Below are 12,586 nucleotides of genomic sequence, written 5' to 3' on the forward strand. Positions count from 1 at the left end.
CGCGTTGGCGCCCCCTTTTCCACCCCTCAACAGGACATGAAGCGGATCCTCTTCTTTTTTGCCGCGATGTTCAGCGTACTGATCGCTGCGGCACAGAACAACCTCGGTAGCAAACAGGCGACCTTCCAGTCGGCCGATGGTTCGGAAAAAGTAACCTATGCCGTTTTCCACCAGAAAATGGCTGATTTTTTCAAGGGAAGAAAGGACCTGCCCAAAGTAGCCGGCCTGCTTCGCCAGGTGGAACCTTACCTGAAAAAGAACCTCTCGAAAGACGATCAGGCCCGTCTGAAGAAAATTCTCAAAGACATCGAAGATCTGAAGGAAAGGGATGAGAAGACGGGCAAGCAGGTATCGATCCTTCAGACCCGGCAGGCGCTGGGTAGCTATGTCGGGCATCTCCGGGAAGAGCTGGCCGGTGTTCCGGCGGATATGGAAAGCGATTCTGTGACAGAGGATGCCACGCAGGCCGTTCCCGACACCGCTGCCAATGCCGCGCTGGATACAGCTGTGCCGGTGACGAAGGACACCAGAAGCTCCCCCTGGTTCTGGTGGGTATTGTCCGGGCTGGGAATCGTCGCGGCAGGAGCCCTGGGTTTTTTGTATGTCGGAGAAAAGAAACAGCGCGAAGCTGCCGAGGCGAAACTGGCGGTACTGCCGATTCCGCCGACGCCGGCGTCTTCGGCGATACCACTGGCGGAGCTTCAGAAGCAGGTTCCGCAGCTGATCGCGAAAATCAAGGAATATGAGAAAGCAATTGCCGATCATCAGCGGGTATTGAAAGAACACCAGGCCCGGTGGGAAGCCGACAAAAAACAATACACTCAACAGATTGAATCGCTACAGACCCAGCTGACCGAGGCACAGCAGGAGGCGCCGTCATTGATTCCGGCCGCTCCTGTCGCCGCGCCGGAGCCTCCTCCCGCTGCAACGCCCGAACCGGTTACAGAAGAGCAACCGGCCGAAGAACCCGCTCCGGAAGAACCGGCAGAATTTTACCTGTCGACGCCCAATAAGGACGGTTCCTTCCGGGATCTCCGGGCGAGCCGCTTCGACCCGTCGCAATCCCTGTACCGGGTGGTGCAGATCTCGCCGTTTGAGGCAGAGTTTGAATTTGTGAATGATCCGATTCTGGTCAGCGAAGCGCTCCGTTATCCTGAAACGTTCCTCGATCCCGTGTGCGACTACGGCGGCGGCATTCAGTACGGTGCGCGGCATATCCTTACCATTGCGAAGGGCCGGCTCCTGAAAACGAACATCGACGCCGACCGCTGGGAGCTCCAGCATAAGGCGATTATCCGCTTTGAGGGATAACTTCCCCGGCGCTGTTCCGGCAGCTGATGCGAAGGATTTCTCCGGGAATCCGGTATTCGCATCAGCTGCGTTTTATTTTTACACGATTAATCCCGACAGTCCATGACTCAACTGCTTGAAATCATCGTTATCCTCCTCATTCTCGCGGCGCAGGCGTGGGTCTGGTTTGATACAAGGGGGAGAATCCGGCGGTTTCAGGATCTGATTCCGGACGACTCCATTTTCCGCCTGCAACGCTACAAGGTACTGCGGCAGGACGTGCAGCACCTCCCTACGCGGGATGTGCTCCAGCAGATCGACAGCCTTTCTGCCCGGACCCAGCTCAGCGGGCAGCGCCTCGAAGAACTCACGCGCCGCGAAGACCAGCTCGTGGTACTCCTCTCAAACGAACTGCACGAAACCATGCGCGCCGACGCCGAACAGGAACTGGTGCAGGTGCGCGATGAGTTACTCGGCCTGCGCGCCGCACAGGCACAGCGGGAGGTATTCGAACTGCCGTTCATCCGGACGAAGGAAAAACACGAAGGCGTCGCCCGGATTCTTTCCGAAATCAATAGCTACCTGGTTCGGAACCGTACGTCGCTGGCCGATTTCAACCTGCTCAAAGACATCACCGAGCGCAACCTCGACGCCGAAGAAGAAGGCATCAACCTGACGCTGCCGATACCCCTGTACCTCGGTCTGATGGGAACCATGGCTGGTATCGTCATCGGGTTATTTGCCATGCCTGATGTGGGTTCTGCCCGTTTTTTGCAGGGAGAAGGGATCAACAACCTCATCGGGGGGGTGAAAATCGCGATGATTGCGAGCCTCGTCGGGCTCTGCCTGACGGTTCTTAATTCCTGGATTTTCCGGAATGCCAAAGCGTCTCTCGAAAGCCGGAAACAGGGTTTTTACTCTTTCCTGCAAACAGAGCTATTGCCGGTACTGTCAGAAGGAGTGAATGCCGGGCTTTTCGCCACCCTCAACCGGAGTATTCAGGAGTTCAGCCTGACGTTTAAAGATAACGTGCGGGAATTGGGCGGGATGGTCGACCGCAATCACGAATCCCTCATGGCGCAGCAAAAAGCGCTGGATACCCTGCAAAAGGTAGACCTCAGCCGGGTAGCCGGGTTCAACGTACAGGTACTCGGGCAGCTCGACCGCAGCCTCGACGCGCTCGAAAAATTCGGGTTTTACCTCAATCAGTTGAACGGGCTGGTCGATAACGCCCAGAAAATTGTAGAACGTACCCAGCATGTCGACGATATTTCTGTGCAGATTTCCAAGACGTTGCAGCAGTCGCAGGACCTGTATCTGTACCTCACCGGGCATTTTCAGCAACTGGATGAACACGGCCGGGCGTTTACCAACAAGGTAGGGCAATACGACGACCTCATCGCGCAGAGCCTTCGCTCGCTGGATCGTACCATTCACGATCAGCTGAAGACAATCGAGGATATTAAGATCCGGGAAATCAACGTCACCGACGAATACTTTACCCAAAACCGCGACAAACTGAGCAAGCTCGATTACCTGGAGTTGCTGGAACGGAAAGCGTCGACCTACCAGGAGCAGGATGCGCAACGGCAGGAGCGGATCCGCCAGCAACTGGAATCTCTCAGCAAGCAGCAGGAGCTGACACTGCAGTTGATGGAGCGGATGGTCCGCCGGCTGGAACGCGGCGCCTGGGGTCGCTTATTTTCCTCGAAGCCATGAAAACGAAGGATTCCGGTTTTTTCTGGCCGAGCTATACCGACCTGATGACGAGCCTGTTTTTCATCATGCTCGTGTTGTATGTCCTGACTGTTGCCATCCTCAAATCCAAGGAAGCCGGGTATATCAACGACGCGTTGAAGTACCAGAAAATCCAGACCATTGAGCGGGCGCTGCAGGAACTGAACGGTACCTACTTCCGGTACGATGAGAACAACAAACGCTTCCGGCTGGGTGTGGACGTGAATTTCCGCCCCAATAAAGCCGATATTTCAGAACTCGACAGCCGGACGCAGGACGACCTGCTCGAAGCGGGCCGTATACTTTTCCGGAAAATCCAGAAAGTCACGAAAGAAAACCCCGACGTCAGCTATATGGTCGTGGTGGAAGGAAATGCCCAGCGGGCCAACGACAACTGGCAGAGCGCGTTCGGCCGCCAGAACGGGTATGAACTGAGCTACCGCCGCGCGCTGGCGCTGACCGATTTCTGGAAGCGGAACGGGCTGGATTTTGACCGGTTTCCGAACTGCGAAATCCTGATCGTCGGCAGCGGGCACTTCGGCAAATCGCGGGACCCGCGGAATGAAATTGCGAACCGTCGTTTCACGATACAGATTACGTCCAAAGTAGGAAAAACACTATGAAAACCCGAGTCGCTTTGTTTTTGCTGGCGTGTATGCTCAGCGGCTGCGCCGGCTGCTCCAAAACAGGCAACCACCGGCACGAGCCGGACAGTACCCGACGAACTTCATGATTGCTTTTCCCAACGCCAAGATCAACCTGGGCCTTTTTATTACGGAAAAACGGCCTGATGGGTTTCATAACCTGGAGTCGGTGTTCGTTCCGGTAGGCTGGACCGATGTGCTGGAGATTCTTCCCGCCGCCGAAACCCGCTTTGAGAGCTCGGGGATTCCCATTCCGGGCGATCCTTCCACGAATCTCTGCCTCCGGGCTTACGGGCTCCTGGCGGCTGATTTTGACCTGCCGCCGGTGTACATGCACCTGCATAAAGTTGTACCGATCGGCGCCGGGCTGGGCGGCGGCTCTTCCGACGCAGCTTTTGTCCTGAAGATGCTGAATGACCTTTTTTCGCTGGGATTGCCTGGCGAACCGCTGGAAGCATACGCACGGCTGCTGGGAAGCGACTGCGCCTTTTTTATACGCAACGAGGTAAAATTCTGTTACGGCAAAGGCGATGAATTTTCCGAAATCAGCATTAATTTGGCTGGAAAGTCGATTTTACTGGTCAATCCGGAAATTCATATTTCCACCGCAGAGGCCTATGCCGGTGTCCGGCCGAAGCCTTCCGGGGTGGATTGGAGCCGGATCGCCGCCAGTCCGGTCGGGGAGTGGAAGCAGTGGCTCCGCAATGATTTTGAGGATTCCCTCTTCCCGAAATACCCCGCACTTCCGGCACTAAAGGAGGCGCTGTATGCCGGTGGAGCCCTGTATGCGAGTATGTCAGGGTCCGGGTCGACCGTTTACGGAATTTACGAAGGCGATGCGCCGGCCGGTTTATTTCCCGGAATGAAAACCTGGACCGGTCTATTTTAGCACTCATCGGCATGGAAAAACACGGAACCCGTCACGCCAGGCCTAATTCTTCTTCGGGAGACTGGCTCTCCAGACGCCACGAACCATACCGGTTCATGCTGGCGCTGGCGATGCTGGGCAGCGTGCTCGTGTTTCTGATTATTCTGGTGGTATACCTGTACCGTCGCCACGGCGCGAACTGGTCGGAGGTGACATTGCCGCGTATTTTCTGGCTGTCAACGGCCTTTATTCTGGCCAGCAGTGCTACCCTGCAATCCGCTGTGTCTGCTTTTAAGCGGGAGCATTTTCTGAATTACCGCATCATGCTGGGGCTGACGTTTTTCCTCGGTATCCTTTTCGTCATCATGCAGATGATCGGGTGGGGGGATATGATCGGGCATGGTATCCGGATGGAAAACAGCCCTCCCGGTTCCTTCATCTTCCTGATATCGGGTCTGCATATCGCCCATATTCTGGGCGGGCTGTATTTCCTCAGCCGGGCCTTTCTTGAAGCCATCCGCAACCGGAAGTACCTCGACGCCTATATCTACAGCGTTAATCCTCCCAATCAGTTGAAACTGAGCCTGGTAACGCTCTACTGGCACTTTGTGGACGTATTGTGGATATTGCTGTTTGCCTTCATGATTTATTTCCATCGAAAATAGCCGGGCGGAACAACACAAAGAGGTGATTATCTTCCAGTTTTCCGTTTTTCACCAGTGACTTCCGGAGGACGGCCTCCTTCACAAATCCTGCTTTTTCGAGTACCCGCATGGAAGGAGCGTTATAAGCGAATACGCCCGCCCAGAGCCGTTCCAGCTCCGGAAAATCCCGCCATACCTGTTCTGTCCACAGCTTCAGCGCTTCGGTCGCTATTCCCCGCCCCCAGAAGGGTTCGCCGAGCCAGTAGCCGATTTCCGCACTGGCGCGGTAGATATCCGCACCGGGCGTGACGCCCACACCGCCGGCCAGCTCGCCGTCTACTTCAATGGCTACGTTGTACGGCGGATTACCTTGTTTTTCACAGATACTGATCCATATTTCCGCGTCTTCCCGCGTGTAGGGATAGGGGAAGGAATCCCTGAGATTAGTGTGTATCAGAGGATTATTGGCCAGGTCTGGAAGCAGGGCTTCGTCGCCCGCACGAAAAGGACGAAGTACAATCATGGCATCAGAAGGGAATGCTGGCTGGCGGTATGCAAATCCCGCCAGATCCGGTTGAGTACATGGGAAGGATCGGCTGCGGTGAGGCCGCCATACGGGTAAAGGGTATCGACGAGCATCCGCGCGGCGGAAGCCAGGCCGAGCGCGTGGTCGTGAATCGCAGACGCGTGGCCGTCGGAGAAGCGATCCTGCCGGCAGGCCTCCCAGGACTCATCGACCGCCCGGAACAACTGCTGCCGGGCGTCGTCGAGTTGCCTGACCTGCCGGTCAAAATCTTCGCCCAGGTGGGAGAGAACAGGAATACCTCCGCGCGTTTTCTTCAGGCGGAAGTACCCTTCGCATTCTTCCAGAAAATGCACGGCCATACCTGAAAGGTTGACGGCCAGGGTAGCTTCGGCAAACGGGAGGAAGGGGTACCGGTACAACGGATCATCAGCGCGAACCGCCTGAGGATCAAGTAAAAAGGTACGCTCTGCCGGAACCACGCAGTTTTGAATTTCAAACGAATGGCTTGCCGATGCAATCAGGCCTATCGTCCGCCAGGTATCGAGCGGTGTTACTTCGCTTCGCAGAAAGGCAAAAGGTCGTATAACCGGCTGATTATCATCGTCCAATACGGGTATGCCGTTTTCCGTCAGTACGCAGTTGGCTGTAAAATGGGTAGCATGCGGCGTGCCGCTGGCGTAGTTCCAGCGTCCGTTGACGCGGTATTGCCCGTCGGGCAGACGCTCGGCTTCTCCGGTAGCAGCGCCACTACCCGCAAGCAGGGCCTGCGGATGGCGGAACACCTCGCCGGCAAAAACCGGATCCATGAATCCCCCGAACCAGCCGGCGCCGGAGCAGAGGGTAAGTACCCAGCCGGCACTGCCGTCGGCATAGGCCACAGCCTCCTCCAGCCGGATGGCGCGGGGTAAGCCCCATTGCAGGCCGCCGACCGACCGCGGGGCAAGCATTTTGAACCAGCCCTGCTCAAAAAACAGGGACAAGGTATCGGCGGCAAGCTCCCGTTGCTGCTCGGCAGTATCGGCGTTGTTCCGGATGCGGGAGATCCACTCGTCCGGAAGGCGCGGAGGCTCAGTGAAAAACATGGTTCAAAGGTACACGCGGGAACCGAATTTGGCGAGTTACGCTTATTTTCGTGCGATGCAACCGGATTTTACCATGAACGAAGCGTCTTTTGTCGAAAAAGCCACGGAAGCGATCGGAGACCGTTATCGCCTCCGCATCGTCATGGCGTTACAGGAAAGAGGAGAAATGTGTTGCTCCGACGTACAGGAGCTGACCGGTCTATCCCAGCCCTGCTGCTCTCACCATCTCAAGCTGTTATCTGATTGTGACCTGATTTCCAGCCGGAAAGAAGGGAAATTCCACAAGTACTATCTCAATAAGGAAAAGTTCGGAGAGCTGTCCCGCTTTTTCAGCGCGCTGTCCTGAAACATTTTTCAAAACGGGGTGAACTATTCGCCCGGACAGTTGTTTCTCACAACGTATCTAAAAAATTGAATACGTAATCTGTCTACAGCTATGCGTTCATCCCGACTTTTCGCTCCGGCTCAGCTGGGCAACCTGACGCTCTCCAATCACATCGCGATGGCGCCAATGACCCGCAGCCGGGCGACGGCGCTTCACGTTCCGACGGACGAGATCGCCACCTATTACGCCCAGCGGGCTTCTGCCGGGTTGTTGATTACAGAAGGCGCGAGCCCGTCTCCCAACGGCGAAGGCTATGCCCGGATTCCCGGCATCTGGAACGAAGCCCAGATCAAAGGCTGGCGCAAGGTCACCGACGCCGTACATGCCAAAGGCGGAAAGATTTTCATTCAGTTGATGCATACCGGCCGTATCGGCCATGCCCTGAATCTGACGAACGGAGGGGAAGTGCTGGCGCCCTCGGCCGTGAAAGCGGAAGGCGCGATCTACACCGATCAGGAAGGCATGAAAGACCATCCCGTTCCGCGTGCAATGACGACGGAAGAAGTACAGGATGCTGTCCAGGAATTCGTTCAGGCGGCGATCAACGCGGTGACGGCCGGATTTGACGGCGTGGAAATCCACGGCGCAAACGGTTACCTGATCGAGCAGTTTATCCGTCCGACAGCCAACCAGCGCACCGATCAATACGGAGGGACTACCGAAAACTACGCCCGGTTTGCACTGGAAATCGCCGAACGTACCGCTGCTGCCATCGGGAAAGACAAAACAGGCATCCGCCTGTCTCCCTATGGCGTAGCCAGCGATATGCCGTATCAACCGGAATTTGATTCGATCTATGCGTATCTCGCGGAAAAACTGGGCGACTACGTCACATACGTGCACCTCGTCGATCACAGCGCACTGGGTGCACCGGCTGTCCCTGATTCCATCAAACAGCTTTTCCGGGAAACATACACCGGCACGCTGATCCTGAGCGGCGGGTATACGAAAGAATCGGCGGAAGCCGATCTGGAATCCGGCAAGGCAGACCTGATTGCTATTGGCCGGCCCTTCATCAGCAATCCCGACCTGGTGGAACGTTTGCAGCAGGGCGCGGCCCTCAACGACCCTGATCCGGATACGTTCTATACTCCTGGTGAAAAAGGATATACCGACTACCCCGTACTCGAAGAAACGATCGCCTGACCTGATCTGTCTTTCCTGTGTAAAAAAAGCGGCTCCCTGCACGGGAGCCGCTTTTTTGCTATGGGATGAAAGAGAAATCAAAGCTCTTCGGTACTGACGATGGCGTCGCGGTTGAGCGGGCCGTACAGGTGGGGGAAGAGCTCCCCGTTGGTGGAGGGTTCGTACCGGAGTTCGGCTGTGAGCAGCGACTCGTCGAGGTGGAGTGCAATCAGCGGACGGATGCCGCTGTAGTAGCGTTCGAGAACGCCGGCGACCTGCTCACGGGTACTCAGGTGAATAAACCCTTCTTCGGCAAAAGTCTCCGGAACATAGGCTTCGTCCGGCTGACATTGGTACCAATAAGCTGGTTTGACAATGTGATAAAGCATAAGCGGATTCCTTTGGATAACACGACAAGGTACATTTCTGTGGCTAGAATTGAAACCCGACGTTGAAGAAAAGCCGCAATTTATCAACCTGCTCTGTGCGGGAAACGGTCAGGCTGATCGGCCCGAGAAGGCTGGTAAATGCCGCCGTAACCCCATATCCGAAGGCGTTAAACGCCCGCTCCTGACCGCTTTCGCTGATCTTGTCCCAGGAGCCGAGATGCCGCAGAAATTGCCCGGCGTCGTACCCGCCGGCCAGTACGTTGACCATCGGCAGAATATGCAGGTTTTTCCGCGGAGACCACTGGATCCCGGTCGCCAGAACCAGTACCTGCGGGGTAGAAAGCTCATTCTCCCGAAGCCCGAAAAACGGAACGCTGAGGCCGCGGGGGCGGTCGGCCTGCCCGCCGATGTTGAAGTAATCGCCTACGCCGGAGCCGTCGGCCATATCCAGGTTCGACGCCTTCCGGAGCAGGCTGAACGTCATCCCGGAAGAAAACCGCCCGATCCAGGATACCTTTTCCGACAGCGGCCAGAACTTCTGCCCGCTTACCTGCCACCGCAGATAGGGATTGATCCGTTCTTCGACCTGCCACTTATGGGCGCTGTCGGGCTGGTAGAGGCGGATGAGGAGGTTGTTGTCGACCGTCAGCCTCGCCTCTGCCGACAGCTGCGCGCCCTGGTTGGGGTAGTATACCTTGTTGAGGGAGTTGAACTGATACTGGGCAAAGACGGAGGTATTGTTCAGCTCGTATTTGTCGAAAGCGAGCGGGGTATTCGGCGGGAGATCGGCCGGGGAAATCCGCGGTTTATACCACGAGTACTCTTTCCGGATCCCGAAGCCTGCATAGCTGCGGGTATCGAAGCTGTAGGACAGCCGGGCAAACCCCATGCCGTAGTAACTGATCACGTCGGGCAGGGCGCGCCCCTGGTAAAACGAATTGCGGATATCCCGCTCGCCGTATCCGCCGGCTGCGATCCACCACCGGGCTTTGGTATCGAGGAAACGGTAGTAGTGTACCCGGAAGCGGGGGCGTTCGGCGATATCAACCGAAGCGAGCAGACGGGAGCCCCGGCCCAGCAGGTTCCGGTAGGTAAGGTTGGCAATGATGCCGGTACCGGCTTCGGAATCGTAATGCAGGGCCATTTTGGCGGCACCCTGATAGGCTTCCCGGGCGCTGAGGGTTAGCTCGGTGGCCTGGGCATCGCCGGCGGTAGTACCTTCAATGCTGTAGTTAACTTTCGAAAACAACCGCGTACCGAAGAGGCGGTGCATGGCTTCGTTGAGCTGGCGGATCGTGACGGTATCACCCTCATGAATCCCGAATTTGCCCATGGCAGTACCGAGTGTCCGGTTACTCATGCCTTCCGTGCGGATGGTCTGGAGGCGGTATCGGGATACGCCGTTTGGAAGGGATTTCCGGGGAACGGCCGGAAATTGCCGCAGCGCCTGAGCCAGGGCTTGTAATTGGGGCAGAACGGCGTTTGTCGCCCGCCTGCCGGCTGCCAGAATTTCCCGGGCATACCCGAAGTCGGCCGACTCGTATTTGAGATAATGGACGTGGTCGATGTAGATATTGGTCAGCCGCCGCTGCCGCCGCTGATCCCGGTTGGACGACAGCATCGCTGCCTGTGCCAGCAATTTCGGGAGAGAATTGAGCTTGTCTTTCCCGTACCAGCCTCCGCCGACGTCCGACCCGATGATGAATTCCGCGCCCATTTCCCGGCAATAGCTGACAGGAAAGTTGCTGTAAACGCCTCCGTCTACAAGCAGCAGGCTATCCATCGCGACAGGTGTAAAAAACGAAGGAATGGCCATAGAGGAGCGCATGGCCCGCATCAGGCTTCCCGAATGAAACATGACGGCTTCGCCACGGTAAATATCAAAGGCAACACACGTGAAGGGAATAGCCAGGCTGTCGAACCGGCTGACATTCCAGACCGGCAGGGTAAGCCCGGCAAGGAGTTCATCGAGTTTCTGCCCGTCGACCAGCCCGAGCGGCAGGCGGGGCTTAAATCCATCCAGTTGAATTTCAGCGATATACCGGCCGAATTCGTCCTTTTCTTCGATGTTGATTTCGCGGAAAGGTACCTTGTTGGTCAGGAGTTCGGTCCAGTCTATCTTCTCGACGATTTTGCGGAGGGTATCACCGCGGTAGCCGGCCGCGTATAATCCGCCGACAATCGCGCCCATACTCGTTCCGGCGATGTAATCGGGGACGATGCCAAGGGAATCGAGTGTCCGAAGTACTTCAATATGTGCGATGCCTTTGGCACCGCCGCCGCTCAGTACCAGCCCGATTTTAGGCCGGCGCGGGAAATCCTGGCCGGATACCACGCCCGAAATCAACAGGAATACCAGAAGAACCAGCAGCGACCGCATGTGTTATCGGATGAGATTATAGAGCTGACGATGCACAGCAAAACACCGGATGATGTCATCCGGCGAGGCGTCCACGTTGGAAAGAAGGATCAGACTCTTTCCAGTCGAAGGATAATAAAAATTTATCGAATTGTAGGCGTCCAGATAGCCACTGTGGCCGAGATCACCTTTTTGCCCGATCTGGATTCCGTATCCATAGCCGACTTTTCCCCAGATTGTATGGTCCCGTTCGGAAGACGGGGTCGTCATTTTTCGATAGGCGTCAACGCTGAGGAGTTTTCCGCCGTGAAGGTGGGTATTCCAGCGGAGGAGGTTTTCGGCGGTAGAAATAATAGCTCCGCCGGCGGCGAGCGGTCTGAACGACTGCAAATCCAGCTTTTCTGCCTGGTAGTGCCCATCCGGATACCGCAGGCAGGGCTGTGAAAGCCGCTGACCGGAGTAGCGTGCGGGCGTTGTAGAATGCTTCATACCGCACCGGACGAACAGGTCGGCGGCGAGGTCGTCGTATGACTTTCCGCTTGTTTTTTCAATGATCCGCGCCAGCAGTCCATATGTAAAAGTGGGAGAGTAAACGAATTTGGTACCCGGCCGGTGTGTCAACGGTTTATCGGTCGCAACTGCGCCGGACGTATGGTTCAGCAGCTGGTGAATCGTAACGGAATCGCCCCAGGAAATACCGCTAAGGTACCGACTGACGGGGTCTTCGGGACGAAGCCGGCCTTTGTCGTACTCCCGGAGTACCAGCACTGCCGTGATCTGTTTGCTCAGCGAGCCGATGACGAACTGCGCATCCCGTCGCAAGGGTACGTTCCGCCCGCAATCTGAGCAACCGCGTACCTGGATGAACGAAACACGGCCTTTTTCACCGAGTACAACGACCCCGTTGAACGTACCGGTAAAAAGCGAGTCGGGAAGAGACTGAGCCGCGAGTCGGACAGAGAACAGAACGAGAAGAATTCCAGGAAAAAGAAGGCGCATGGGACAAGAGTAAACCAGCCGAAAGTTAGTCAAAATCCGGGCAGGATCGGGCGTCCGTCCGGAGAAGAAAAGGAGAAAATTATGCTGAAAAGAAGCCCGATGGAACGATTATTTTCCTCATAATCTGTGTGGAAGAGAATGAACATATCCTCGCCTTAAGGATTTTTTAAGAATTCGTTAAGCCGAGGCTAAGCCTTCCGCGTTAGTTTTGTTTCAGCACCAAACCAGAATACCATGATTGTCGAACCGATTCATGTCATCGCCTGGTCAAGGCTCCGCCGCCGTAAACTCCGCCACCTGCGGCTGTTACCCACATCCGAAAAATCTCCGCTTTTAGGATTGCTCACCCTGGCTGCCGGTATTGTCTACCTGCTTGTAATGGAAGGCCTGGCCTGATTTCCTTCCGTTCGTTTCCCGTCTTTTAACCTGACGCACTTCTCCAGGCCGGAGAAGCAGGTGATTTTTTGCCGCTCCTTATAGCCTGTCGCCTTTTCCTGTATCGGGAAAAAGGTACGCTATTTCCTCACTTTTCCACAGG

At 56.1% G+C, this 12,586-nt stretch carries 13 protein-coding genes; 8 read left to right on the top strand and 5 right to left on the bottom strand.

The window, feature by feature from the left end:
- The first annotated feature begins 36 nt into the window (after positions 1-36).
- The 5 genes from BLR09_RS21115 to BLR09_RS21135 all read left to right on the top strand — a co-directional run bounded on the left by BLR09_RS21115 (position 37) and on the right by BLR09_RS21135 (position 5,204).
- A complete protein-coding gene (locus tag BLR09_RS21115; RefSeq protein ID WP_093207649.1) occupies positions 37-1,311 on the top strand; it encodes a hypothetical protein in 1,275 nt (424 codons plus the stop codon).
- Positions 1,312-1,413: 102 nt separating this feature from the next.
- Positions 1,414-3,009: a hypothetical protein gene (locus BLR09_RS21120; protein ID WP_093207651.1), complete on the top strand. Its 1,596-nt coding sequence runs from the start codon at positions 1,414-1,416 to the stop codon at positions 3,007-3,009.
- Entirely contained in the window at positions 3,006-3,650 is a 645-nt protein-coding gene (locus BLR09_RS21125; protein ID WP_093207652.1) for an OmpA/MotB family protein, read from the top strand. Before BLR09_RS21120 ends, BLR09_RS21125 begins: the two co-directional genes overlap by 4 nt.
- A 106-nt stretch (positions 3,651-3,756) precedes the next feature.
- Positions 3,757-4,560, top strand: coding sequence for a 4-(cytidine 5'-diphospho)-2-C-methyl-D-erythritol kinase (gene ispE, locus BLR09_RS21130; RefSeq protein WP_093207853.1), 804 nt, complete (start codon positions 3,757-3,759; stop codon positions 4,558-4,560).
- A gap of 11 nt (positions 4,561-4,571) precedes the next feature.
- The gene (locus BLR09_RS21135; RefSeq protein WP_245689982.1) at positions 4,572-5,204 is read left to right on the top strand and encodes a cytochrome c oxidase subunit 3; all 633 of its coding nucleotides are present in this window, start codon (positions 4,572-4,574) and stop codon (positions 5,202-5,204) included.
- Here the strand turns inward: BLR09_RS21135 and BLR09_RS21140 are convergent.
- Together BLR09_RS21140 and BLR09_RS21145 are read right to left on the bottom strand one after the other, a co-directional pair.
- On the bottom strand, positions 5,179-5,706 hold the full coding sequence (locus tag BLR09_RS21140; RefSeq protein ID WP_093207654.1) for a GNAT family N-acetyltransferase: 528 nt from the start codon (positions 5,704-5,706) through the stop codon (positions 5,179-5,181). The genes BLR09_RS21135 and BLR09_RS21140 overlap by 26 nt on opposite strands.
- Positions 5,703-6,791: an acyl-CoA dehydrogenase family protein gene (locus BLR09_RS21145; protein ID WP_093207655.1), complete on the bottom strand. Its 1,089-nt coding sequence runs from the start codon at positions 6,789-6,791 to the stop codon at positions 5,703-5,705. The genes BLR09_RS21140 and BLR09_RS21145 overlap by 4 nt, the downstream gene beginning before the upstream one ends.
- A 73-nt stretch (positions 6,792-6,864) precedes the next feature.
- Here BLR09_RS21145 and BLR09_RS21150 point away from each other — a divergent pair, with 73 nt between their 5' ends.
- Both BLR09_RS21150 and BLR09_RS21155 read left to right on the top strand, forming a co-directional pair.
- A complete protein-coding gene (locus BLR09_RS21150; protein WP_093207856.1) occupies positions 6,865-7,137 on the top strand; it encodes an ArsR/SmtB family transcription factor in 273 nt (90 codons plus the stop codon).
- Between the two features lie 90 nt (positions 7,138-7,227).
- Positions 7,228-8,322 (top strand): alkene reductase, encoded by a 1,095-nt coding sequence (locus tag BLR09_RS21155; protein WP_093207657.1) that lies wholly within the window; start codon positions 7,228-7,230, stop codon positions 8,320-8,322.
- A gap of 77 nt (positions 8,323-8,399) precedes the next feature.
- On the opposite strand, the gene BLR09_RS21160 is transcribed toward BLR09_RS21155, so the two are convergent.
- Genes BLR09_RS21160 through BLR09_RS21170 form a run of 3 tightly spaced genes read right to left on the bottom strand, consistent with a single transcriptional unit; the run spans position 8,400 to position 12,048 of the window.
- Entirely contained in the window at positions 8,400-8,690 is a 291-nt protein-coding gene (locus BLR09_RS21160) for a DUF952 domain-containing protein (protein WP_093207659.1), read from the bottom strand.
- 43 nt (positions 8,691-8,733) lie between these two features.
- Positions 8,734-11,070 carry a patatin-like phospholipase family protein gene (locus tag BLR09_RS21165; RefSeq protein WP_093207661.1) on the bottom strand — a complete coding sequence of 779 codons (2,337 nt, stop codon included), beginning with the start codon at positions 11,068-11,070 and terminating at the stop codon, positions 8,734-8,736.
- A 3-nt stretch (positions 11,071-11,073) separates the two neighbouring features.
- Positions 11,074-12,048, bottom strand: coding sequence for a serine hydrolase domain-containing protein (locus BLR09_RS21170; protein WP_093207663.1), 975 nt, complete (start codon positions 12,046-12,048; stop codon positions 11,074-11,076).
- 234 nt (positions 12,049-12,282) lie between these two features.
- On the opposite strand from BLR09_RS21170, the gene BLR09_RS25585 reads away from it, so the two are divergent.
- On the top strand, positions 12,283-12,444 hold the full coding sequence (locus tag BLR09_RS25585) for a hypothetical protein (RefSeq protein WP_176785632.1): 162 nt from the start codon (positions 12,283-12,285) through the stop codon (positions 12,442-12,444).
- Positions 12,445-12,586 lie beyond the last annotated feature (142 nt).

It is taken from the genome of Siphonobacter aquaeclarae (assembly GCF_900103285.1).
Lineage (GTDB): Bacteria > Bacteroidota > Bacteroidia > Cytophagales > Spirosomataceae > Siphonobacter > Siphonobacter aquaeclarae.

Bases quoted from the DNA above. Each gene is read 5' to 3' on its own strand.
- BLR09_RS21115 (WP_093207649.1), top strand. From the start codon at position 37: ATGAAGCGGATCCTCTTCTTTTTTGCCGCGATGTTCAGCGTACTGATC.
- BLR09_RS21120 (WP_093207651.1), top strand. From the start codon at position 1,414: ATGACTCAACTGCTTGAAATCATCGTTATCCTCCTCATTCTCGCGGCG.
- BLR09_RS21125 (WP_093207652.1), top strand. From the start codon at position 3,006: ATGAAAACGAAGGATTCCGGTTTTTTCTGGCCGAGCTATACCGACCTG.
- ispE (WP_093207853.1), top strand. From the start codon at position 3,757: ATGATTGCTTTTCCCAACGCCAAGATCAACCTGGGCCTTTTTATTACG.
- BLR09_RS21135 (WP_245689982.1), top strand. From the start codon at position 4,572: ATGGAAAAACACGGAACCCGTCACGCCAGGCCTAATTCTTCTTCGGGA.
- BLR09_RS21140 (WP_093207654.1), bottom strand. From the start codon at position 5,706: ATGATTGTACTTCGTCCTTTTCGTGCGGGCGACGAAGCCCTGCTTCCA.
- BLR09_RS21145 (WP_093207655.1), bottom strand. From the start codon at position 6,791: ATGTTTTTCACTGAGCCTCCGCGCCTTCCGGACGAGTGGATCTCCCGC.
- BLR09_RS21150 (WP_093207856.1), top strand. From the start codon at position 6,865: ATGAACGAAGCGTCTTTTGTCGAAAAAGCCACGGAAGCGATCGGAGAC.
- BLR09_RS21155 (WP_093207657.1), top strand. From the start codon at position 7,228: ATGCGTTCATCCCGACTTTTCGCTCCGGCTCAGCTGGGCAACCTGACG.
- BLR09_RS21160 (WP_093207659.1), bottom strand. From the start codon at position 8,690: ATGCTTTATCACATTGTCAAACCAGCTTATTGGTACCAATGTCAGCCG.
- BLR09_RS21165 (WP_093207661.1), bottom strand. From the start codon at position 11,070: ATGCGGTCGCTGCTGGTTCTTCTGGTATTCCTGTTGATTTCGGGCGTG.
- BLR09_RS21170 (WP_093207663.1), bottom strand. From the start codon at position 12,048: ATGCGCCTTCTTTTTCCTGGAATTCTTCTCGTTCTGTTCTCTGTCCGA.
- BLR09_RS25585 (WP_176785632.1), top strand. From the start codon at position 12,283: ATGATTGTCGAACCGATTCATGTCATCGCCTGGTCAAGGCTCCGCCGC.